18 protein-coding genes and 1 pseudogene are annotated in these 23394 nt (G+C 42.1%); 9 read left to right on the top strand and 10 right to left on the bottom strand.

Annotation, left to right across the window (positions count from 1 at the left end; translation table 11 throughout):
• Positions 1 to 205: 205 nt before the first annotated feature.
• A complete protein-coding gene (locus ACS72_RS00660; RefSeq protein WP_048880930.1) occupies positions 206 to 778 on the bottom strand; it encodes a peptidylprolyl isomerase in 573 nt (190 codons plus the stop codon).
• 104 nt (positions 779 to 882) lie between these two features.
• On the opposite strand from ACS72_RS00660, the gene ACS72_RS00665 reads away from it, so the two are divergent.
• The gene (locus tag ACS72_RS00665) at positions 883 to 1554 is read left to right on the top strand and encodes an acetoacetate decarboxylase family protein (protein WP_048880931.1); all 672 of its coding nucleotides are present in this window, start codon (positions 883 to 885) and stop codon (positions 1552 to 1554) included.
• Positions 1555 to 1623: 69 nt separating this feature from the next.
• On the opposite strand, the gene ACS72_RS00670 is transcribed toward ACS72_RS00665, so the two are convergent.
• A complete protein-coding gene (locus ACS72_RS00670) occupies positions 1624 to 2694 on the bottom strand; it encodes an alpha/beta hydrolase (protein ID WP_048880932.1) in 1071 nt (356 codons plus the stop codon).
• 206 nt (positions 2695 to 2900) lie between these two features.
• Between ACS72_RS00670 and ACS72_RS00675 the strand changes: the two genes are divergently transcribed.
• From ACS72_RS00675 to ACS72_RS00700, 6 genes are all read left to right on the top strand, one after another.
• Positions 2901 to 3383, top strand: coding sequence for a hypothetical protein (locus tag ACS72_RS00675; RefSeq protein ID WP_008305938.1), 483 nt, complete (start codon positions 2901 to 2903; stop codon positions 3381 to 3383).
• Positions 3384 to 4493: 1110 nt separating this feature from the next.
• Positions 4494 to 5036, top strand: a complete 543-nt coding sequence (grpE, locus tag ACS72_RS00680; RefSeq protein WP_004780371.1) for a nucleotide exchange factor GrpE — start codon at positions 4494 to 4496, stop codon at positions 5034 to 5036.
• 155 nt (positions 5037 to 5191) lie between these two features.
• Positions 5192 to 7132, top strand: coding sequence for a molecular chaperone DnaK (dnaK, locus tag ACS72_RS00685; protein ID WP_048880933.1), 1941 nt, complete (start codon positions 5192 to 5194; stop codon positions 7130 to 7132).
• Positions 7133 to 7283: 151 nt separating this feature from the next.
• Entirely contained in the window at positions 7284 to 8114 is an 831-nt protein-coding gene (locus ACS72_RS00690; RefSeq protein ID WP_048880934.1) for an OXA-134 family carbapenem-hydrolyzing class D beta-lactamase OXA-360, read from the top strand.
• Positions 8115 to 8183: 69 nt separating this feature from the next.
• Positions 8184 to 9098, top strand: coding sequence for a matrixin family metalloprotease (locus ACS72_RS00695; RefSeq protein WP_048880935.1), 915 nt, complete (start codon positions 8184 to 8186; stop codon positions 9096 to 9098).
• Positions 9099 to 9202: 104 nt separating this feature from the next.
• Entirely contained in the window at positions 9203 to 9580 is a 378-nt protein-coding gene (locus ACS72_RS00700) for a hypothetical protein (protein WP_171058635.1), read from the top strand.
• A 75-nt stretch (positions 9581 to 9655) separates the two neighbouring features.
• On the opposite strand, the gene erpA is transcribed toward ACS72_RS00700, so the two are convergent.
• The 4 genes and pseudogenes from erpA to ACS72_RS00720 all read right to left on the bottom strand — a co-directional run bounded on the left by erpA (position 9656) and on the right by ACS72_RS00720 (position 13579).
• Positions 9656 to 9991: an iron-sulfur cluster insertion protein ErpA gene (gene erpA, locus ACS72_RS00705; RefSeq protein WP_004814030.1), complete on the bottom strand. Its 336-nt coding sequence runs from the start codon at positions 9989 to 9991 to the stop codon at positions 9656 to 9658.
• Between the two features lie 116 nt (positions 9992 to 10107).
• Entirely contained in the window at positions 10108 to 11082 is a 975-nt protein-coding gene (locus tag ACS72_RS00710; protein WP_171249827.1) for a putative solute-binding protein, read from the bottom strand.
• Positions 11083 to 11308: 226 nt separating this feature from the next.
• Positions 11309 to 12319: a putative solute-binding protein gene (locus ACS72_RS00715; protein ID WP_004814025.1), complete on the bottom strand. Its 1011-nt coding sequence runs from the start codon at positions 12317 to 12319 to the stop codon at positions 11309 to 11311.
• A 254-nt stretch (positions 12320 to 12573) separates the two neighbouring features.
• A pseudogene (locus ACS72_RS00720) lies at positions 12574 to 13579 on the bottom strand (putative solute-binding protein).
• A gap of 229 nt (positions 13580 to 13808) precedes the next feature.
• Between ACS72_RS00720 and ACS72_RS00725 the strand changes: the two are divergent.
• Both ACS72_RS00725 and ACS72_RS00730 read left to right on the top strand, forming a co-directional pair.
• Positions 13809 to 15752 (top strand): ATP-binding cassette domain-containing protein, encoded by a 1944-nt coding sequence (locus ACS72_RS00725; protein WP_048880937.1) that lies wholly within the window; start codon positions 13809 to 13811, stop codon positions 15750 to 15752.
• A 331-nt stretch (positions 15753 to 16083) separates the two neighbouring features.
• The gene (locus ACS72_RS00730) at positions 16084 to 17247 is read left to right on the top strand and encodes a zinc-dependent alcohol dehydrogenase (protein WP_048880938.1); all 1164 of its coding nucleotides are present in this window, start codon (positions 16084 to 16086) and stop codon (positions 17245 to 17247) included.
• A 736-nt stretch (positions 17248 to 17983) separates the two neighbouring features.
• Here the strand turns inward: ACS72_RS00730 and ACS72_RS00735 are convergent.
• The 4 genes from ACS72_RS00735 to dnaN form a co-directional block, all read right to left on the bottom strand.
• Positions 17984 to 18331 carry a hypothetical protein gene (locus ACS72_RS00735; RefSeq protein ID WP_048880939.1) on the bottom strand — a complete coding sequence of 116 codons (348 nt, stop codon included), beginning with the start codon at positions 18329 to 18331 and terminating at the stop codon, positions 17984 to 17986.
• A 189-nt stretch (positions 18332 to 18520) separates the two neighbouring features.
• Complete coding sequence (gene gyrB / locus ACS72_RS00740) at positions 18521 to 20989, bottom strand: DNA topoisomerase (ATP-hydrolyzing) subunit B (RefSeq protein WP_048880940.1); 2469 nt, start codon at positions 20987 to 20989, stop codon at positions 18521 to 18523.
• A 55-nt stretch (positions 20990 to 21044) separates the two neighbouring features.
• Positions 21045 to 22127 carry a DNA replication/repair protein RecF gene (gene recF, locus ACS72_RS00745; RefSeq protein ID WP_048880941.1) on the bottom strand — a complete coding sequence of 361 codons (1083 nt, stop codon included), beginning with the start codon at positions 22125 to 22127 and terminating at the stop codon, positions 21045 to 21047.
• 27 nt (positions 22128 to 22154) lie between these two features.
• Positions 22155 to 23303, bottom strand: a complete 1149-nt coding sequence (gene dnaN / locus ACS72_RS00750; protein WP_048880942.1) for a DNA polymerase III subunit beta — start codon at positions 23301 to 23303, stop codon at positions 22155 to 22157.
• Positions 23304 to 23394 lie beyond the last annotated feature (91 nt).

A 23394-nucleotide genomic window follows, 5' to 3' on the forward strand; every position in this document is an offset into this window, starting at 1 on the left:
ATCTCGCTTCGTTCATCACCGTGTATCTCGTCGGTATGGGTGCATTATAGGGCAATTTCCTACACGTGCAAGTGCTTTTCACTGACACAAATCACGAGTGTACTATTTTTATGCACCAATATGGATCATTTTTATTCTATTATTCACATAACCACATGATTATAAAATAAAAATAACCTTAAAATATTTCTACATCATTTTTTACTTATTTTTGCGGGCTTGCTGTTTTAATGCTCACACTATTAATAATAACTGGTTTTAGTGGCACATTTTGATGCATTCCATAGTTGGCAGTCGTAACACCAGCAATTTTATCAACCACATCCATGCCTTTAGTTACTTTACCAAATACTGCATAACCCGCATTCATAGGAGAACGGTTCAAAAAGTTATTATCGACCAGGTTCACAAAGAACTGGGAACGGGCTGAATCTGGCTGATTCATACGGGCCATAGCTAAAGTGCCACGTGTATTGCTTAAACCATTATAAGATTCATTCTTAATAGTTGACTTATTATTTGGCTTTTCCACCATATTCGCATCAAAGCCGCCCCCCTGTACCATAAAACCTGGAATAACCCGGTGAAAAATGGTGCCTTTATAGAAGTTGTCTTTTACATAGTCTTCAAAGTTTTTGGCAGAGATCGGTGCTTTATCATTATAAAGCTCAATTTCGATATTCCCCATAGAAGTTTTCATTTCAATTATGGAATTGGCCGCCAGTGCTGGTAAAGCTAAAGCTGTTAAAGCTATTGCATATAATGGTTTTTTTAACATTTTTTAACTCATCTACTCAGAAGTAAGGGTTGAGAATCAAGCTATATTAATCTTTGATACCCATTAATGCATTACCCTAACCGACCAATTACAAGAGAATAAGAATGAACGTGCACCGTTTGCAGGAGAAAAATATTCATCAGTTTCCTCCCTGGCATTTACAGGGAGAGGGTTTTATTTTGAATTATTGGATTACACCGCACTTTATCCGTGAATCTCGGAATTTTGGAATTGCCCCTTCTCCGCTGGGTCGTGTTGTACAAGTTATGCTGGTACGTTATCACCATTCTCCTGTAGGTCCTTATGACGAGCTACTGATTATGGACCATCCTTTAATAAGTCGAAGACGTCTGTCTACTATTCCAAAGATTTATGTTTCTACGCATGAATCTATTGTTCACGGTCAACACTTATGGGGGATACCGAAGGAATACGCAGAATTTGAATGGCAGGAACAAGGACAGGAAGTAATTTGCCGAATCACTCATCAAGGGCAAAACATGACTGTTCGTCTGAAGAAATCTAAATCATCACGTTCCTTCTATTTAAATAGTCATCATCTTCCAACATCCATGTTAAAGATTCGACAAACCTGGAAATCGTCACATTATCAGTTTAGCCCGCAATTCCGAGGCTATCTATCCAAACTCGCTCAGGTAGAGTGGCAAAATACTCAATCAATTTTCCCGGATTTTTCCCGCGCTAAATATATACAAAGCTTTTATGTACCTAAATTCAATCTGGTCTTTCCTGAAGCCAAGGTACATAAAAAGTAAAAACTGGTGTTTCACGTGAAACACCTTAATTGAGATTTGATTTATTACTCTCTATACAGAGAGCTATTTTTAACTATGCTTATCCCAGAACTTACGGAAGTGTTTACTCATTTCAATTACATTCTTTTTGGCGCGTCTTGAAATACTGGTCAGATTAATAAAGCCATGCGTCTGATCGGTATAATCATGATAATGCACTTTCGTTCCATGCTGACGCAGCTTATGTGCATAAATAGCCCCTTCATCATGCAACACATCATGACCAGCAGTAATCAGATAAGCCGGCGGTAAATTTTTCAGGTTGCCATAGGTCGGTGAAATGAGTGGATCATCCAATGCAATTTCATGTCGTTCCACATAATGATAAGTCACCAGTTCGATATCACCATCAGTGAGTACCAGACCATCTTTATAAGCAAAATAGGAAGGATGACGGCTTTTAAAGTCCATGGCTGGATAAAGTAATAACTGAGCCTGAGGTACATAAACCTTGTCTGCACTGCGCTGAGCTACGACTGCTGCCAGATTGCCACCCGCACTGTCTCCTGCGACTGCAATGCGTTTTTTTAGAATTCTGAGCTGCTGGCTGTGTTGATGCGCCCATGCCAATGCATCTTCGCAAACTTGAACAATTTGTGAAGGATGATGTTCTGGCGCCAAAGGATAAGCGACACTTAATACTTGGGCATGCGCGTGTTGGGCCAACAAACGACAATATTCATCATGTGTATCCAAACTGCCAATCAGGAAGCCTCCGCCATGATAAAATATAATTAAAGGCAACTTTTTAGCTGGAGCCGGGTGATAGTGACGTGCTTGTACAATGCCACTATGCAAGGGTAACTGGATATCTTCAACCTGGCGAATAGCAGTCGGTTTGGATTTTAGCAATTGCATGCTCTGTTCAAAGAAAATACGTGACTGCGCGATATCTTCTCTGACTATTCCAGTTTTGCCCTGTTTTAACTGCACAGCCATCAGACATTTTATAAAGGGATCCAGTTCAGGATAGTGGTAAGGATAATCCAGACTTCTGACTATTCTTTCCTGAGCAATTTTAGGTAATCGGTCCAGCAGACGCGCTGCCACCCCTTGACCCTTCTCCATCATGGCTTGTAATTGCTGACTCGATATCACCATAGCTTCCCATCCTTATTCGCTTAATTCTTCATATTTTCTACATGATCAGGGTGTATTTTGACCATATTCTTATATAAGTGCCCACATCGACATACAAATTTAGGCAGATCAATAAGCTAATCTCATTTTATCCCCCTGTCATTGACAATTTAAGCTGCTGTTGAGGCATAAATTGTAGGATTGACCTTAACAAGGAGTGCTCACCTATGGCTAGAAAACTGATATTCGTATCAATTGCGACGAGCTTATTGGCTGTAGGTTGTGTCGCATTCCCTGAAGATGACTATTATGACGGACGTTATAATAGAGCTTATGACTATCGCTATGACCGCGATTACCGTTATGATCGGCAGCGTTGGGAATATGAACAGCAACGACGTTTACAGCAGGAACGTCGCCGAACTGAACTGGAACGTCAGCGACTAGAGCAACAGCGACGCCAGTTAAATGATCAACGTAGAAAACAGATTGAGTTGGATCACAGACGTCAGCAGGAACGCCAGCGTATTGAACAGCAACGCAAAAAAATCAGTAGCAGCCAAGCGGCTAGAAACCGAGCCGAGGCAGAGCGTAAAAAGCGTGGACAGCAGACAGATACACGTCGCCGAGCAGCTGAACAGCAGCAACGACGTAAAGCTGAACAGAACCGAAATGAACGTGTCAAACGCTGGCAGGAATCACGTCGCTAGAATAGTAAGATTAATCTAAAAAGTTGAAAGCGACTTAAACGGCCACTGATCCAGATAAGTTTCATCTATAAAAAAGCCCGATCTCGGGCTTTTTTTAATGTCTTTATGAACAGAAATAGATGTTAGATAGCTATTATAGAATAAAACCCCTGAAGCGTATTTCTTCAGGGGTTTTATAGGGTTGTGTTTAAACGAACATCCTCTCGTTTATATGCTTCTCAGCAAATTTTTAAGAACTTCCTGTTCTCGATAAATCAATATTAGGCTGATTCGAGTATCTAACAAAGTAGATATTGTCCTGAATCCTTGTAGGCTTTAATTTACAGCTTTTCTATAAGTGACTGATCACTAGAATGTGAGAAGAAAATTAATAAATTTTACGCAAAAAAAAAGCTTATCTAGAGAGGATAAGCTTGAAAAACACATTTCAAAATAAGAAGAAACTACAGCGATAGAATCTGAAACGAATAATACGAAGTTGATCATTTTTTGTGAAATACTTTATTGCTTAGTTATTAATCGCTTTTATGTCTAAAAAACAGTCAACATAAACATTCAGGCAAAAAAATAGCTGAGTCTTGGGGTATTCAGCTATAAAAGGGTAAAACGAATCAGGAACAGTAACCTAGTTCGGCTCTCTCCTTCTGAACCAGGTCACTGTTGATAAAGCTATGATGGTGCTTTTGATTTAATTTTTAAAACAGATAAATATTATTATTTATATCTAAAAATACGATTAAAAATTTTTCTGATTAAAAACATTATTTTAATGAATGATTTATTTTCTAAAAACTAATTTAAGTACTTATACATTCATCTCTCATCTAATTACTAAGATCAAAACTAACTAAAAATTCTGAGGTTTTTATCTTCAAAACAGAGAAATTGTCTGCTTTTTCTCATTTCAATCCAGTTTGGAACAACAGAAATACGGACTTTTGCAATAAATCTTAAAATTAATCACTCATTTCGCTTGAATTTTGAAGCCCAGCCCCGACTTCTTTATGTAATTAAGAACTTCCCAAATCATGGCAGTTCAGCATTCACACAGTTAGCACTGATACCGAAGGACTGTACATGTTTAAGAACCCATTTAAACGGAGTAAATCAATGGCGACTGAGCAAAACGATCAAGCTCAAGAACTTGAGCAAGAGCAAACGGAACAACAAACAGCTCAAGCTGAACCTGAACAAGCTGAAGTTACCGTTGAGTCTTTACAGGAACAAATCGCCCAGCTTGAAGGCGATTTAAAACTGGAAAAAGCACGTACTGCAAATGCCGTATATGAGGCACAAAAAAGTGTAGAACGCATTCAGCGCGAATCAGAAAAGCATAAAGATACTGTTTTGGAAAAGTTCTCTAAAGAGCTGTTAGAAACTGTAGATAACCTGGAACGTGCAATTCTCGCTGCGGGTGAAGAACAAGGCCCGTTACGGGAAGGCGTAGAACTAACTTTAAAAGGTTTACTGACAACATTAGAAAAATTTGGTGTGGTCGTAGTTGATACCGAGAATGGTTTTAATGCCGAGTTACATCAGGCAGTTGGTATTGCACCAGATGCCAAAGCCAATGAGATCGGTACAGTCTTGCAAAAAGGCTATGCCCTGAACGGCCGTTTATTACGTCCTGCAATGGTTATGGTTGGCGCTTAAGCTAAATAAATTCGGGAGTTTGTGAAATTTTTTCTAAAAATTTACTTGAAAAAAATTGAACGGCTCTCATATCCGATAACAAGTAAATCCCTTTTAATTTCCCTTTGATAAGGGAAACAATTTGGGAATAAAAGAATTTTTGAGGAAACATCCAAATGGCTAAAATCATTGGTATTGACTTAGGTACTACAAACTCATGTGTTGCAGTACTTGAAGGCGACAAAGTTAAAGTTATCGAAAACGCTGAAGGCGCACGTACAACTCCATCTATTATTGCGTACAAAGATGGTGAAATTCTGGTGGGTCAATCAGCTAAACGCCAAGCGGTAACGAATCCTAAAAATACATTATTCGCGATCAAACGTCTGATCGGTCGTCGTTATGAAGACCAGGCAGTACAAAAAGATATCGGTCTGGTTCCTTACAAAATCCTGAAAGCTGACAATGGCGATGCTTGGGTTGAAGTAAACGACAAGAAACTTGCACCACAACAGATCTCTGCAGAAGTTCTGAAAAAAATGAAGAAAACTGCAGAAGACTATCTGGGTGAAACAGTGACTGAAGCGGTGATTACTGTTCCTGCTTACTTCAATGATGCGCAACGTCAGGCTACTAAAGATGCAGGCCGAATTGCAGGCTTAGAAGTTAAACGTATCATCAACGAACCAACTGCTGCTGCACTTGCGTTCGGTATGGACAAGAAAGAAGGCGACCGTAAAGTTGCTGTATACGACTTGGGTGGTGGTACTTTCGACGTATCAATCATTGAAATTGCTGACCTTGATGGCGACCAGCAAATCGAAGTGTTATCTACCAACGGTGATACATTCCTGGGTGGTGAAGACTTCGATAACGCATTGATCGACTATCTGGTTGAAGAGTTCAAGAAAGAACAAAATGTGAATCTGAAAAACGATCCACTTGCGTTACAACGTCTGAAAGAAGCTGCTGAAAAAGCAAAAATCGAGCTTTCTTCTTCTAACGCAACTGAAATCAACCTTCCATACATCACTGCAGATGCGACTGGTCCTAAACACTTAGTGATCAATGTTACTCGTGCAAAACTTGAAGGTTTGGTTGCTGACCTGGTTGCGCGTACGATTGAGCCTTGCCGTATTGCACTTAAAGATGCTGGTCTTTCGACTTCTGACATCTCTGACGTAATTTTGGTAGGTGGTCAGTCTCGTATGCCACTTGTACAACAAAAAGTACAAGAATTCTTCGGTCGTGAGCCACGTAAAGACGTGAACCCGGACGAAGCAGTCGCAATAGGTGCTGCGATTCAAGGTGCGGTATTGTCTGGCGACAAAACTGACGTACTTCTGCTGGATGTAACGCCTTTAACACTTGGTATTGAAACCATGGGCGGCGTGTTGACTCCAATCATCGAGAAAAACACCACGATTCCTGCGAAAAAATCGCAAGTGTTCTCAACTGCTGCGGACAACCAGCCTGCTGTAGACATTTCGGTTTACCAAGGTGAACGTAAAATGGCGCAGCAAAACAAACTGTTGGGTAATTTCCAGTTAGGTGACATCCCACCAGCTCCACGTGGTGTGCCACAAATTGAAGTATCGTTCGACATCAACGCCGATGGTATCTTGAAAGTATCTGCGAAAGACAAGAGCACTGGTAAAGAGCAATCTATCCAGATCAAAGCAAACTCAGGTTTGTCTGATGCTGAAATCGAAGCAATGATCAAAGATGCTGAAGCGAATGCTGAAGAAGACCGTAAGTTTGAAGAGCTGGCTAAAGCACGTAACGAAGCGGATGCCCTGGTTTCTTCTGCTCAAAAAGCAGTGAAAGATCTTGGTGAACAAGTGACTGCTGACGAAAAAACTGCAATCGAAACTGCAGTGTCTGAGTTAGAAGCATCAACTAAAGAAAATGATGTAGAAGCGATCAAAGCGAAAACTGAAGCGCTGCAAAACATCATCATGCCGATCACGCAACGTGCTTATGAAGCAGCTCAAGGCCAAGGCGGTGCGCAAGGTTTTGATCCAAATGCTTTCCAGAGTGGTGAAGGTCAACAACAAAAAGCGGATGACGGCGTTGTAGATGCTGAGTTCACTGAAGTGAAAGATGATAAAAAATAATTTGTCAGCTTAAACTTAAAAAAAGACCGCGCGAAAGCGCGGTTTTTTTTATGCCTAGACTTGAAGGAATAAATGGAAAATTACCAAAATTGGATCATATTTTCAGGCAAAGCTGTTTAAGTTAAATCAAATATTAAAATATCCTGAACTTATGAAAATTCTTATTTTGTTGCCTTTACTCAGTTGCTTGAGCCTGACAGCCTGTAGCTTCGCTGTTTCAAATTCGCCCTCTCAAATCACTTCAACTCAATCTATTCAAGCTATTGTAAAGTTATTTGATCAGGCACAAAGCTCTGGCGTTTTAGTAATTCAACGGGGTCCACATCTACAAGTCTATGGCAATGAGTTGAGTCGTGCACATACCGAATATGTTCCTGCTTCAACCTTTAAAATGCTTAATGCTCTGATTGGCCTGCAACATGGTAAAGCTACGACCAATGAAATTTTTAAATGGGATCGCAAGAAGCGCAGTTTTGCAGCCTGGGAAAAAGACATGACTCTCGGCCAAGCCATGCAAGCTTCTGCTGTACCGGTCTATCAGGAACTGGCACGTCGCATTGGTCTGGAATTAATGCAACAGGAAGTGCAACGCATCCAATTTGGTAATCAGCAGATTGGTCAGCATATCGACAACTTCTGGTTGGTCGGACCTTTGAAAGTTACTCCAAAACAGGAAGTCAAATTTGCCTCTGCGCTTGCTCAAGAGCAACTTGCCTTTGATCCTCGGTTTCAGCAGCAAGTTAAAACCATGTTACTGTTACAGGAGCGACAAGCTTATCGACTATATGCCAAATCTGGTTGGGGTATGGATGTGGAGCCGCAAGTCGGCTGGCTCACCGGCTGGATCGAAACACCTCAGGACGAAATTGTGGCATTTTCACTGAATATGCAGATGCAAAGTAATATGGATCCGGCGATCCGCCTTAAAATTTTGCAGCAGGCCTTGGCCGAATTAGGGCTTTATCCCAAAGCTGAAGGGTAACGTAAATAGGCATGGGAAAAATACCAAATTTAAGCTATATTTTTAAAAATAAATATTTAAATAAAAAATATGCGTCTTTTGCTCTGTCTAGTCGTAGTGGTATTACTAGTTGCAGGTTTTCTGCATCTACAGACCCAGTCTCATCCGCAGCTAAAATTCAACTCTCTGACTGACCGACTCACCCATCCTTTTGATACGCGCTTACGCTTTAAGGTGGATCAGGTCAACCCGGGTTTTGGACTAACTCGTGAAGAAGTGATTCAACTGGCACAAGAAGCTATTGAAATCTGGCATCGTGGTACTGGCCGTGATGACCTGATGGTCTATGATGAAAATGCGCAGCTCAGCATTAAGCTGATTTATGATCACCGCCAGCAGGAATATGACGCGCTGAAAAAAACCACACAGAAATTACTTCGCGATGAAGCCCAATATCAACGTCAGGCAGAAAACCTGACTGCTTCCCGAAATCATCTGGATCAGCAACAGCGTCAGCTGTTAGAGCAGCGCAATCTGCTACAACTCCAGTTCGAGCAACTCATGCTACGGCGCAATCAGCCAGGACTTTCTGCTCATCAACGTCAGCAGTTGCAACAGGAATTTAACGAGCTTCAATTCAGGTCAGAACGTTTCCAGCGTGAAGCGGAATATCTGCAGCAACAACAATTATCTTTTAATACTCAGGTTTCTGCCTACCAAAGCAGTGTTCAGTCTCACCACAATAATATTAATCAGGCACAGCAGCGCTTTCCGCCACGCCAGTTCCATAAAGGGATTTTTAAAGGTGATGAAATCCATATCTATCAGTTTGATGCGCAAGATGACTTGCGTCTAACACTGGCACATGAGCTGGGTCATGCCTTGGGTTTATTGCATCATGGCGATCCTGAAGCACTGATGTATCCGGTACTGGGTGAACAGAAGCTGGAAAATTTTGAACTGCGCCCGGCAGACAAGACTTTGCTGTATACACGCAAATCTTAAGCGATCTAATCCCTTATAATTTTTATGTCTTTATTATCTTTTTGAACGACCATAGTTGATGATTTCATGTTATTGTGAGCATCTATCATTCACTAAAGCCCTCTGTGGAGATCGGCATGAGTTATTACCATATCCTGATTGAAGCTAATGATCATATCAGCACAATTGATGAAACTCGTGATATCGAAATCTTTGATATTGTAGAACTTCAGCCTTATTTACATGCGATTTTGCTCCCTTATTTCAATGAGCAGCTGATTGAACTTGAGGATGAAAATATTGCCTATCAAGACATTCTACATTTGCAAGTAAAACAGACTCTATTGCCGATCAATGACCTGATTGAAGAAGAACAAAAGCTGTTACCAAGTGATACCGACATTACTATCACAGCTTATGAGATTTTTAATAATCGTGAGCTGAGTCAGGATGTGACAACCGTGATCTTTGACCTGCTTGAGGCGGTGAAACTTGAGGCTTAACTATAAAAATAGCGTATAAAAAAGTCCTCATGATGAGGACTTTTTGATTTCTATGGCCTAAATCTCAAATCATGTTTAGATCGAGAAAGATGAACCACAGCCACATGTAGTCGTAGCATTCGGGTTTTGTACCACAAAGCGTGAACCTTCCAGCCCTTCAATATAGTCAACGACTGAACCTACTAAATACTGGTAGCTAAGTGAGTCGACCAGCATCTTCACATCGCCGTTAATAAATTCTGCATCATCTTCATTCTGGCTTTCAGCAAAGTTGAAGCCATAAGAGAAACCTGAACAGCCGCCACCAGTCACATAGACACGCAGCATAAGATCTTGGTTACCTTCACTGTCACGCAATTGGCGTACTTTATTGGCAGCATTGTCAGTCAGCACAAGTGCTTGAGCATTCATGATGGATTCCTCTGTTCGGTTCGGACATCTTTAAAAAGAAAAGACCATATTTCAAGTATAGCATACTCAATATATGGTCAGTCTTTGTAAATTAAAGCTTAATCAGAGTAAATTTATCAGGATTGTTTATAATTTTCATCCTGTAGTGCACACTCAAAGTTTTTCGGGTCCTGCTTACAGCGGAACTGCCATAACAGCTTCATCATACGTTTGTCATAAATACCGCGCTTCGTCAGATCAATCCGCGCTTCACGCATCATTTTCTGATAACCGGGTTTGTCTGCTGCTGGAATATCCATCCAGTATTTAGAGGGAATATCAGCTTTCATTTTACCTAAAATTCCGAAAGCGCGTGGCAACTCCCCTTTCACCCATTCACGTGATTTTTGCCCAAAACCTGCCGGGAATTTATCTGGACGGATAATGATATTACCTGTCACCTGTAAAATCGGATAATTCACAATCGCACCTTTGCTACCTAGACCTTTATGCAATTCTAAGGGTTTGAATACGGCAGCAGGTGCGCCAATGATATCAACCTGACCATTGTTAAACTTGGCACCGAAGTTGGTGACATCAGCGCTGACCGCCTGTGCACCTACCTGTTGCACCATGATTTTTTGCGCTTCGTCATAATCCAGCACAGCAATTTTTTTGCCTGCTGCTTTAGCTACGGTATTAATACTGCGGTCATTGACCAGCAGGAAAGCATCACCCACTGGAATGACTCCGGCGACTTCATATTTGCCTTGTAACATATGTTTGGCAAAAGTCTTGCTTGCCAGTCCTTGCATTACTTTAACCGCCAGATTCAGATCTGGGATCGCACCAATAGCATCCAGTGAACCGGTAAAATTATTGAACTGGCGTCCGCGCATCCCCGTGACGCTAATACCATCACATTTTCCGGCTTTAAAGTCTTCTGCAACCACAGCTTCATTAGTATTTACCCGCAGCTCAATATTTGCACCCCAGTTTTTTGCAGCCAGCTGATAATCTTTCATCACAGCGTACACATCGCCATTCTTACCGACCAAATCAAATACACAGATGATTTGCTTCGCCTGTACTGTACCGGACGCTGCGACCATGCCTGTACCAAGTGCGAACACCTTCAACCAAGTTTTCATATTTTATTCCTTAAAAAATTGTTTTTGTTTTCTCAGGACTGCTGCATATCATTGTTTTTATGAGAAAGATGACAGCATGACTGATATTCATTCTAATCATTTTCAAGTCGCAGGCAATGGCAAAGTTGCCTGCCTTAACATAAAGAAAGCCTGGAATTTTCCAGGCTTTTTTCCTTTTAAAATCAGTTTATTCACCCGGCAGTGAACATTCGAAGTTTGCCTTATCGACAGAACAACGGGCACGTTTCAGTACACTCATCATAGAAGCATCATAAATTCCCCGCTTGGTCATATCCATACGGCCGTCACGAAGCATTTTTTGATATTTGGTCTTGTCTTCTGCACTCAGGTTCATTTTATATTTGGCTGGAATACCGGCTTCTAAACGGTTAATCATCGCCATGCTCTTTGGCAAGTTCTTAACAAACCAATCACGTGATTTCTGTCCAAAACCTGCCGGGAAGCTTTCAGGACGGATCACAAAGTCTGAAGTGACATGCAGCACCGGGAAGTTAAACATCGCGCCACTATTGCCCAAGCCTTTATAGATTTCTAGCGGCTTATAAGCATAAGCAGGTGCACCTACCATATCTACCTGACCATTATTAAACTTGGCCACAAAGTTGGATACATCAGACACGACTGCCTGGGCACCTACACGCTGCACCATGATTTTTTGTGCATCGTCATAGCCCAGTACAGCAAACTTTTTACCGGCGGCTTTTTCAATCGAGTTGATGTTTTTGTCACGCACAAAGATAAAAGCCGAGCCCAGTGGTGCAATACCGGCAATTTCATATTTTTTGCCGCCTAAATTACTGACCATCTTGGCAGCATTACGTTTATCCAAAGCAAAGGTAATGGCACGCTGTGCAATCGCATTGCTTGGCACGCCGCCTAGCGCATCAATAGAGCCAGCAAATTTATTGTATTGACGTGCACGCATCGCCGTCATAAATACGCCGTCACATTTACCTGCTTTAAAATCATTATCTGCAACTGCTTCATCCTGACGGGCAATCAGATTAATTTCTGCCCCCCATGATTTTGCTGCCAGTGCCCATTCCTGAGCCATCTGGAAAGACTCACCAGATTTGCCCAGTAAGTCGAAAACACAGATATCGACTTTTTTCGCTTGTGCTGTACCTGCGAAACTAACGGCAGAAAACGCCGCCAATGCTAGAAGTGTTTTTTTCATTCTAATAATCCTTGCAAAATCTTGTTCTTCGATGGAGTTTCCATACTTGTGACAAATATTAGCAAGTTTCTTTAAAAAAAATAGAGTATTTACTCCATTATATTTAGGGAGTTTGTCCCCTATTATCAAAATGTGTCCCGTATTCACATTTTAGATATAAGGAAGTCCATAGATATCAATTTTTTAGCAATTTATTTAAAATCCTAAAAACTTACATTTTTTTAATTCAATTTACAAACAAATACATTAGAGCACTATTCTCCGCCTAATGAGCATTCAAAATTGGTACGTTCTACCGTACAACGCGCACGTTTCAATACCCGCATCATATTTGGGTCATAGATGCCCTGATTAGTCAGATCAATCCGGCCATCTCGGAGAATTTTCTGGTAACTGGTATAGTCCTCACGACTTAAATTTAGCGTATATTTAGCTGGAATTTCTGCTTCCATACGTTTAACAGTAGCAATGGTTTTCGGTAACTGTTTAATGAACCAGGCACGTGATTGTGCTGCAAACTTGTCCGGAAATTTATTTGGCCGAATAATTAAATCTGCCGTCACATTTACTACAGGAAACTTGATCATTGCACCTTTACTCCCCAAGCCCTTAGACAGTTCTAGCGGCTTAAAAGCATAAGCAGGGGCAGCCACAATATCGACTTCGCCCTGATTAAAACGGCGAATAAAATTAGAAATTTCCGACATAACTGGCACAGCTTCAATCCTGTTTACCATGACTTTTTGTGCATAGTCATAATGCAAAACTGCAAATTTCTTATCTTTAACCTGTTCAATCTTGTTTATGGCACGATCCCGTACAAAAATATATGCCGTACCAATTTGCACAATTCCGGCAACTTCATACTTGTCTTTGCCAATGGGTAGACACCAGACGTTTGGCATTACGCTGATCTAGTACATAGCTAATGGCTTTCATGGCGATATCATTGCTAGGCACACCACCAATAGCATCAATTGAACCGGCAAATTTGTTATAGGCCCGGGCACGCATGGAGGTCATAAACAGTCCATCACATTTGCCTGCTTTAAAGTCCTGATCGACTTTGGCTTCATCCTGATAAGCAAGCAGTTGTACTTCAGTCCCCCATTGCTTGCTCACTAACTGCCATTCTTCTAGTAACTTGTAAGATTCACCAGATTTGCCCAATAAATCAAAGACGCAGATATCTACCTCGGCAAAACTCATATTTGAGGCAAGTACAGTCAAGGCTGCTAAAATCAAAGATCCTTTTTTCATTTTGCTCTACTCTATTTATTCTTGGTTATTTTTTACTGAAATTTATATTTCAATATCATCTTGTTTGTCATTAAAAATACCTGTTCTATTTAAACATAGATTCAAAAATATGAATCTATGTTATGGATGAAGTGCAGGATCCTGTGAATTCTCCAGCAAGATTTTTTTATTTTGATGGGCTTTCCTTTAGAATAGCGCCATTCTTCTTGTCGAATGTCAGTACAGTTCCATGATTCAGTTAGATCAGTTAACCATACGCCGCGGTGGACGCATCCTTTTCCAGAAAGCCTCCATGCAATTGCATCCTGGATGGAAAATTGGCCTGACCGGTGTCAATGGAGCCGGCAAGTCGACCCTATTTTCAGCACTCTTGGGTGGGATTGAGTCTGACAGTGGTTCCCTGACCCGTCCTGCAGTCTGGACTGTGGCGCATATGGCCCAGGAAATCAAAGCCTTGAATATGAAGGCGATTGATTTTGTCCTGTCCGGTGATGAGGAATACTGGGATATCCAACAAAAGCTGAATCATCCTGAACAGCTGGATGATGCTGAACTGGCACGCCTATATGGCCGCTTTGACGAAATTTCCGGTTATGTGGCACCCTCTAAGGCTTCACAGCTGATGGCAGGTTTGGGCTTTATGGATTATCAATCCGAGCTGGATGTTGCCAGTTTTTCGGGGGGATGGCGTATGCGTCTGAATCTGGCGCGTACCTTGATGAGCCGTTCTGATCTGTTATTACTGGATGAACCGACCAACCATTTAGATTTAGATGCGATTCTTTGGCTAGAAGATTGGCTCAAAGCCTATGAAGGCACCTTGGTCCTGATTTCACATGACCGCGATTTCCTGGATGCCATTACCGATCATATTTTACATATCGAAAATCAGGAACTGACACTTTATACCGGTAATTACTCGACTTTTGAGCGTACCCGTAGCGAACGTCTGGCACAGCAGCAACAAGCCTATGAAAAGCAGCTTGAAGTGCGTGCCCATCTGCAAAAATTTATTGACCGTTTTAAGGCTAAAGCCACCAAGGCAAAACAGGCCCAGAGCCGAATCAAGCAGCTGGAGCGTATGCAGGAACTCTCCGTTGCGCATGTAGATACGCCGTTTACTTTCAGCTTCCGTGAACCCACCAAAATGAGTTCACCATTACTACAGCTGGAAAATGCCGATATCGGTTATGGCGACAAGCTGATTGTGCGTAATGTTACCCTGCAAATTACTCCCAATAGCCGTATTGGTCTGCTGGGGATGAATGGTGCTGGTAAATCGACTTTGATTAAATCTCTTGTCGGTGATTTAGCTTTAATTAAAGGTCTTCGTAAAGACTCTGAATTGTTAAATATTGGCTACTTTGCCCAGCACCAGATGGATGCACTGGATGGCAGCGCCAGTCCGATGTTGCAGCTGGCACGTATTGCTGACCCTAAAATCAGTGAGGCCAGCTTGCGTTCTTTCCTCGGCAGCTTCGGCTTTAGCGGCGAACGCATGGATACACCAAGTGAAAGTTTCTCGGGCGGTGAACGCGCCCGTTTAGCACTTGCATTAATCGTATGGCAACGTCCAAACGTGCTGATTCTGGATGAACCAACCAACCATCTGGACCTGGATATGCGTCATGCTTTAACGATGGCACTACAAGATTTCGAGGGTGCTGTCGTGCTGGTTTCGCATGAACGTCAGCTGATCGCCAGTGTCTGTGATGAGCTGCTGTTAGTTCATAACGGCAAATGTACTGAATTTGATGGCGATCTGGTGGCTTATGCCGAGTGGTTACGTCAGGCACGTGCAGAATTATTAAAAAATGCGCCTAAAACTGCTGAAGTGGTGAAAACACAGCAAGCTGAAGCGAAACCTGTACCAAGTAAAATGGATAAAGAAGCCCAACGCAAGGAAGCTGCTCGCCAACGTGAGCAGACTCGGCCGATTCGCAAAAATATTGAAAAATGTGAAAGCCAGATCGGAAAGTTGCAGCCAAAACTCGCTGCAATTGAAGAAAAGCTGGCAGATACTGGTCTGTATGATGCAGCGCGTAAGGATGAATTGCTTAAGCTCATGAATGAGCAGACTGAACTGAAAGCACAACTGGAAACTGCTGAAGAACAGATGCTGGAACTGATGATGGAATTAGAAGAACTGGAACAGTCTTTCCAGGAAAGTTAATTTTAATATTCATTTAAAGCTTCAAGGATCAGTAACTACAGTTACTGATCCTTTTTTTTATGGGTTTATATTTTCTCTGCTATTAGTAAATCTTTTCTCTTACCTATTTTCCTACACTTCTCAGCTTTGTTAATCATTTACTCGATTTTTGACATATTTTGTAGTGAATTACGCAAGTACTATATAAGTTTATTTTTTAAACACTCGGCTTCCTTATTTCATACATTAATTTACAGCTTTAGGTCAGGTTATAAGGCTCTAATAAAAAGGCTTTTTAATAATCAGCAGCCTTATTTGAGACTATTTATGTTGAACTAGAGAGGAAATCCGCATGCGTGCTCTTACCTATCATGGTGCTCGGGATGTACGAGTTGAATCTGTTCCAGATCCAGTGATTCAGGAACCAGATGACGTTATTTTAAGGGTGACAGCCACCGCTATCTGTGGCTCAGATCTACATCTATACCGGGGTAAAATCCCGGCCACTGAAGACGGTGATATTTTCGGCCATGAATTTATGGGAGTTGTAGAAGAAGTCGGCCCTGCAGTGACAGAAGTCAAAAAAGGTGACCGGGTGATCATTCCCTTTGTCATTGCATGCGGTCACTGTTTTTTCTGTGAACATGAACTCATGGCTGCCTGTGAAAATACCAATACGGGTCGTGGTGCGATCCTGAATAAAAAACAGATTCCACCAGGAGCGGCCTTGTTTGGCTTTAGCCATCTGTATGGTGGTGTTCCGGGTGGTCAGGCTGAATATGTGCGAATTCCCAAAGGCAATGTCGGACCGTTTAAGGTTCCCGGGTCCCTACCTGATGAAAAGGTATTATTCCTGACCGATATTTTGCCAACAGCTTGGCAGGCGGTAACCAATGCTCAAGTCACCCATGGTTCTACAGTGGCGATTTATGGTGCAGGTCCAGTCGGTCTGTTATCTGCAGCTTGTGCACGAATGCTCGGTGCCGAACAGATCTTCATGGTAGACCATCACCCTTATCGCTTGCGATTTGCTCATCAAACCTATGGGGTCATTCCGGTCAACTTTGATGAAGTCGATGCAGCTGAATTTATTATTCAAAATACAGCAGGTTATCGTGGTGTTGACGCGGTTATTGATGCCGTTGGTTTCGAAGCCAAAGGTAGTGTTCTGGAAACCGTAATGACCAACCTGAAATTAGAAGGTTCGAGTGGTTCAGCGCTCAGACAATGTATTGCAGCAGTCCGACGCGGCGGTGTGGTGAGTGTACCGGGGGTTTATGCCGGTCCAATTCATGGCTTCCTGTTTGGTGATGCCTTTGACAAAGGTTTGACTTTTAAAATGGGACAAACCCATGTGCATAAATACTTGCCGCAGTTGCTCGAACATATTGAAAATGGAGATCTGTCTCCAGATGTGATTATTACCCATCGCATGAAACTGGAAGATGCTGCGGAAGGTTACCGTATTTTTGATAAGAAGGAAGAAGACTGTCGTAAAGTCATTCTGACACCGTAAATGTACTAAAAAAATAAAAAGCGCCTTCTAGGCGCTTTTTATTCTTTAATCAAGACAGATCAAATCACCTGTTTTTATTTTTCAATTTTCTTCATCAAAAACTCTGTTTAACAGAAGTTATTTAATTTTTACTTCTCTTTTTAACTTGTAGAAAATAGCTCAGACAAGTCCGAACATAAATACTGATCTAGAAAAGCAACCCAAAGAATAAACCAGTAACAACCATATTTAACCCAATGATTTTAAAAATAAAATTAAATTTAACTTGATTATTAAAATAATTATGTAGTTTAACTACACCTAGATTTTCCAAGTAAAAATATGTTCCACGCCAACTATTAAATAAAACTACATTAACCATATAAGCGGTTATTTTATATAATATCTATTTTAATTTTCTATAAAAAGAGCAGGCAAACTAATCTATTTTGGACAGTTTTGGCTTAAACGCAGAAATCCTGCATAAGCTGCTAATTTAAATTTAAAACGTTATTTTAAATTTAAAAATATTTACCCACAAGTCACCAGAGAATAAATTTGAATTTAAAATAAGAGCTGATTTAAAGTAAATCTATTGTGGATAAATACTATCTTATTCACATAAATAAATATGGATAACTTTGGAGTTATCCACACTATTGCTCAAGCTTTGAACTTATTTAGGAATGGGACTATTCACACATATTTTGATTTATTAATTACTTTATTTTTATAACTTTGTTAAGCGGTTGAAAATCTAGGATTTTAGAAATCGAAGTTCAATGATTTTCCATTCGTTTTCATAGCGCCATAATTCCTGAATACGATGTTTATCTTTAGCTAAACCAGTCACCACACAACATTCCGTCTGATTCGCATTATATTCGTAATCTTCATATTCTACTTCAGGCTTATGCGGTTTCCAGACCCCATTCTTGACCGCATGCGCAATTCTGTCATAACGGACATAACTGGTTTCTACACGGTTTTTCTGCTCAAACACCACCTTAAAGTCTTCATGCTCATACTGACGCAGAACCTCATAATGACCGGTATAGAATGCATTGGCCCAAATTTTACGAACTTCTTCAAGCTGGCTATCCATGGATAAACCTCTTTATTGCTATAGGCTGGCCCAGATCAGACAAATACTGCGAATAAAAAAATCACCAGATAGGGTGCCAGAATCACTGATCAGCTGCTGAATATACTAACCAGTTAAAATGACATTAGCATAAATTGATCACAAAAAAAGCACCCCGAAAGGTGCTTTTTTAAGTGTATTGTGTATCAGTTATGCATCGATATCTGCGTTTAGAGCATTCTCTTCAATGAAGGCACGGCGTGGTTCTACGTCGTCACCCATCAAGCAAGAGAACATACGATCTGCTTCAATCGCATCCTGTACCGTTACCTGTAGCATGTTACGGTTTTCTGGATCCATGGTGGTTTCCCACAGCTGATCCGCATTCATCTCACCCAGACCTTTATAACGCTGGATCATCATGCCGCGACGTGAGTCTTGCAGGATGTGCTGCCATACTTCATGGAAGCTATTCACCAGAATCTTGCGCTCACCTTTTTGTAGGTAAGCACCCTCTTCGAGTAACGTGAACCAGCTCTTCGAGTTCTTCAATAAACGTGCATATTCACTTGAACCCAACAGACCTGAATCAAGCAGATAAACATGTGGCAAGTTATGGATATAAATCGTGATACGTGGCAGATAAGTCACAGACTTGTTGCCTTCTGCATCTTCCTTCTCGAAAGTTTCAATACCCAGCTCAGGACGCAAGCTTGGTTGCTTGTCTTCGATGTGTTGACGCAACTGCATTGCCCAGTTTTCCACATAATCCAGATCATTTGCCTGATCCAGTTTAAATGCTTCAAGCGCCAACAGACCATCCAGCAATGTTGCAGGATAACGTAGCGTCAAACGATTCAAGCTTTTTTGCGAGGTCTGGTAATCTGCAATCACATTTGCCAGTGCATCACCACGAATAGCAGGTGCATCCGCACTGATGTGCAGTTCAAGTTCATCAATCGCATTCGAAATCAGGTAAGTTTCCAGCGCATCATTATCCTTAATGTACTGTTCCTGCTTACCTTTTTTCAGCTTGTACAGCGGTGGCTGTGCAATATAAATATGACCACGTTCAACCAGTTCCGGCATTTGACGGAAGAAGAAGGTCAACAGCAAGGTACGGATGTGCGAACCATCCACGTCAGCATCGGTCATGATGATGATTTTGTGATAACGCAACTTGTCCGGATTATATTCCTCACGACCAATACCACAGCCCAGTGCAGTAATCAGTGTCCCCACTTCAGCCGATGAAATCATACGGTCGAAACGTGCACGTTCCACGTTCAGGATTTTACCTTTCAGTGGCAAGATTGCCTGCATCTTACGGTTACGACCCTGTTTCGCAGAACCACCCGCCGAGTCACCCTCGACCAGGTACAGTTCAGACAATGCTGGATCTTTTTCCTGACAGTCTGCCAGTTTACCTGGAAGACCGGCAATGTCTAACGCACTCTTACGACGTGTCATTTCACGTGCTTTACGCGCTGCATCCCGGGCACGTGCGGCATCTATGATTTTACCCGCGATTGATTTCGCTGCTTGCGGATTCTCTAACAAGTACTCTGAGAATGACTTATTCATGGCCTGTTCGACCGCAGTTTTTACTTCGCTCGACACCAGCTTTTCTTTGGTCTGTGATGAGAATTTCGGATCCGGTACTTTCACCGATACAATCGCAGTCAAGCCTTCACGTGCATCATCACCAGATACTGCAACTTTTTCTTTTTTCAGAATATTTTCACTGTCCATATAGTTATTTAAACCACGGGTCAGTGCAGCACGGAAACCGGCTAAATGCGTACCACCATCCTTTTGCGGGATGTTGTTGGTAAAGCAGCGTACATTTTCCTGATAAGAATCATTCCATTGCAATGCCACTTCTACCCCGATCCCGTTCTCCGCCATCGTAGTAAAATGGAAGATATCATTCAGGTGAGTTTTGCCCTCATTGATATATTTTACAAATTCGGACAGACCACCTTCATAATCAAAGATGTGCTCGGCATTAATGCGTTCATCACGCAGTACGATACGCACACCGGCATTTAGGAATGACAATTCACGTAAACGGCGCGCCAGAATATCGACATTGAAAATGGTCTGACTAAAGGTTTCAGCACTTGGCCAGAAACGTACACGGGTACCGGTTCGGTCTGTATCACCAATGACTTTTAACGGGTACTGTGAATCGCCATGGCGGTATTCCTGCTGATGAATATGACCAGCACGATGAATGGTCAGTTCCAGTTTTTCTGACAGGGCATTTACAACCGAAACACCTACCCCGTGCAGACCACCAGAGACCTTATAGCTGTTGTCATCAAACTTACCGCCGGCATGTAGAATAGTCAGAATTACTTCTGCTGCAGACACACCTTCTTCAGGATGAATATCAGTTGGAATACCACGGCCGTTATCTGATACTGACACCGATTCATCTTCATGAATAGTCACTAAAATTTCATCACAGTGACCTGCCAGTGCCTCGTCAATCGAGTTGTCGACCACCTCGAAAACCATGTGGTGTAAGCCTGTACCGTCGTCTGTATCACCAATGTACATGCCCGGACGCTTACGCACAGCGTCTAAACCACGTAATACCTTGATGCTAGAGGAATCATAAGCCTTTTCAATGGTTTGTTCTGGTTGAGAAGCAGCTTGATCTTCTGAACTCATGGTTTCTCCCTAGTGAAAAATAGGTCTATCCAAAGATGGGTAAAACTTTAAAATACTATTGCACAACAACCTGAACGATACCGTTTTCAACATTGAATAACTGATATGAGATAGACAAATCATGTAAATGCTTTTGTACTGATTCGTGGTCTAAAGTGGTAATAAAAACTTGACTACCAAGTTGGCTCAATCGCTCAATTAAACGTTGTTGGGCGGTTAAATCTAATTCTGCTGTCAGATCATCTAATAATACCACAGTTTCCTTATTACAAGAATGTAGCATTGCAATTTGAGACAGTTTTAACGCCATCAGCAGCAGCTTTTTCTGTCCACGAGACAGGATCACATCTGCATCTCCTAGAGGGGTCTTCAGACGCAAATCTGCGCGATGTGGGCCGTATTCTGTATAGCGTCTTTCAACGTCCCGCTCATGATGATTGGTCAGGTCATTGAGCAGGCCAGTTTCAGCATGAAAACCGGGACTATAATCCAGGCTAATCGTGAGATCTGGCAGCAAATGTTTCAGGTCTTCCTCAAAGAAAACTTTCCATTGCTCGACAATACCGATCCGTTGTGAATGCAGAATCTCACCATATTGACTGAGCATTTGGTTCCACGGCTCTAGCTCTGAAAGACTGAGGTAGCGCCTGGACTTTAGCAAGCTGTTGCGCTGTTTCAAGGCACGCGAATAATATTGCCAGGCATGATAGAATTTTGGTTCCACGTGGAACATTAACCAGTCCAATAACTGTCGGCGTGGCTTGGCACCATGATCGATAATATCGGTGCTTTGTGGATCAATCAGCTGCAAAGGTAGCAGCTTGGCCAGCTGCCCCTGAGTCGCCACCAGATCACCATTTACCTTGATCAACTGCTCACCACTGGCCATTTTCTGCATACCGATTTTTTCGGTATCAGACTGGGCAAACACGATCGCATCCGAAGCGCTGTGCTGAATGTAATTTTTAGGAATATGGGTACGAAAAGAACGCCCTGTGGCCAACAGGTGAATGGCTTCCAGAATAGAGGTCTTGCCTGAACCATTCTGGCCATAAAAAACGTTAAACGGCTGCAATCCCTGGAGTGCAACCGTTTTTAAGTTTCGTACACGCTCTATATGCAAACGCGTAATATGCATGATTAGCTTGTGCCTGGATGCTGCCGCTTAAACGCGCATCGGCATGACCACATAAGTTTGATCAGTATGTGCAGGATCCTGAACCAACACCGACTGGTTTGCTTCGGTCATGCTCATGGAGACATCATCACCGTCCAGCACACCCAAGACTTCTAGCAAATATTGCGCATTGAAAGACATTTCCATTGGTGCATCCGCATACTGAATGGCCAGATCTTCAATCGCTTCATCCTGCTCCGGGTTATTGGCACGCAGTTGCAGTGAATCCGCATTAAAGTTCAGGAATACACCACGAAGTTTCTCATTACTCAAAATCGCAACACGTTGCAGAGATTGCTTGAATACGTCATGTGCGATGATCACGTGCTTGTCACCACCACGTGGAATCACACGGCGATAGTCAGGGAATTTACCATCAATCAATTTGGTGGTGAAACGTACTGTAGTATCCCCCTGCTCCTTATCACGGTTTGCAACAGTGATAGTTATATTTAGCAATTCACGACCAATCAGCAATGATAACTGATCATCTTCAACACTAAGTAAACGCTGTAATTCACCTACTGCCTTACGTGGCACAATCGCCTGAATTGGCTGAGCTGCAGTCGATTGCGCAGCTGTTTCACACAGCGCCAGACGGTGACCATCCGTAGTCACTGCACGCAATTGGTTAGCATCAATTTCCAGTAATGTACCGGTCAGGTAGAAACGTACATCCTGTACCGCCATCGCAAACGCAGTTTTTTCAAACAGGCGTTTTAGTTCACGCTGGGTCACAGTTACCTGGGTGCCCTGACTGTTTTCAGTCGACAGCAATGGATAGTCTTCAGCAGGCAAGGTACCGAGCACAAAACGGCTGTTTCCAGACTTTAAAATACAGCGCTGATCTTCAGTAATTTGCAGATCTACCAACGCAGCTGATGGCAAAGATTTACAGATATCAATCAGCTTACGTGCAGGAACCGTGGTTTCACCGGCTTGCAAACATGCACCTTCATTCAGAGGCATACTTGCTACCAGTTCTACCTCAAGATCTGAACCAGTCACCGTTAATACTTGAGCTGTCACTTGAATTTTCAGGTTAGACAGAATGTTTAGGGTATGGCGACGTTCAACCGCTCCTACGACATGTGATAGAACATTCAGTAAGCTCTCTTTCGCGATTTTTAAACGCACGGTACATTCCTCTGAAAACTGAAGATTAATATGGAAAAGTTAATTATTTAGCACTGTACTATGCGGCAAAAAAAGCCGCATAGCAAGCGCA

It is taken from the genome of Acinetobacter sp. VT 511, assembly GCF_001077515.1.
Taxonomy (GTDB): domain Bacteria; phylum Pseudomonadota; class Gammaproteobacteria; order Pseudomonadales; family Moraxellaceae; genus Acinetobacter; species Acinetobacter schindleri.

Excerpts from the sequence above, each read along its gene's own strand:
- ACS72_RS00660 (WP_048880930.1), bottom strand. The coding sequence starts at position 778 with ATGTTAAAAAAACCATTATATGCAATAGCTTTAACAGCTTTAGCTTTA.
- ACS72_RS00665 (WP_048880931.1), top strand. The coding sequence starts at position 883 with ATGAACGTGCACCGTTTGCAGGAGAAAAATATTCATCAGTTTCCTCCC.
- ACS72_RS00670 (WP_048880932.1), bottom strand. The coding sequence starts at position 2,694 with ATGGTGATATCGAGTCAGCAATTACAAGCCATGATGGAGAAGGGTCAA.
- ACS72_RS00675 (WP_008305938.1), top strand. The coding sequence starts at position 2,901 with ATGGCTAGAAAACTGATATTCGTATCAATTGCGACGAGCTTATTGGCT.
- grpE (WP_004780371.1), top strand. The coding sequence starts at position 4,494 with ATGGCGACTGAGCAAAACGATCAAGCTCAAGAACTTGAGCAAGAGCAA.
- dnaK (WP_048880933.1), top strand. The coding sequence starts at position 5,192 with ATGGCTAAAATCATTGGTATTGACTTAGGTACTACAAACTCATGTGTT.
- ACS72_RS00690 (WP_048880934.1), top strand. The coding sequence starts at position 7,284 with ATGAAAATTCTTATTTTGTTGCCTTTACTCAGTTGCTTGAGCCTGACA.
- ACS72_RS00695 (WP_048880935.1), top strand. The coding sequence starts at position 8,184 with ATGCGTCTTTTGCTCTGTCTAGTCGTAGTGGTATTACTAGTTGCAGGT.
- erpA (WP_004814030.1), bottom strand. The coding sequence starts at position 9,991 with ATGAATGCTCAAGCACTTGTGCTGACTGACAATGCTGCCAATAAAGTA.
- ACS72_RS00710 (WP_171249827.1), bottom strand. The coding sequence starts at position 11,082 with ATGGTCGCAGCGTCCGGTACAGTACAGGCGAAGCAAATCATCTGTGTA.
- ACS72_RS00715 (WP_004814025.1), bottom strand. The coding sequence starts at position 12,319 with ATGAAAAAAACACTTCTAGCATTGGCGGCGTTTTCTGCCGTTAGTTTC.
- ACS72_RS00725 (WP_048880937.1), top strand. The coding sequence starts at position 13,809 with ATGATTCAGTTAGATCAGTTAACCATACGCCGCGGTGGACGCATCCTT.
- ACS72_RS00730 (WP_048880938.1), top strand. The coding sequence starts at position 16,084 with ATGCGTGCTCTTACCTATCATGGTGCTCGGGATGTACGAGTTGAATCT.
- ACS72_RS00735 (WP_048880939.1), bottom strand. The coding sequence starts at position 18,331 with ATGGATAGCCAGCTTGAAGAAGTTCGTAAAATTTGGGCCAATGCATTC.
- gyrB (WP_048880940.1), bottom strand. The coding sequence starts at position 20,989 with ATGAGTTCAGAAGATCAAGCTGCTTCTCAACCAGAACAAACCATTGAA.
- recF (WP_048880941.1), bottom strand. The coding sequence starts at position 22,127 with ATGCATATTACGCGTTTGCATATAGAGCGTGTACGAAACTTAAAAACG.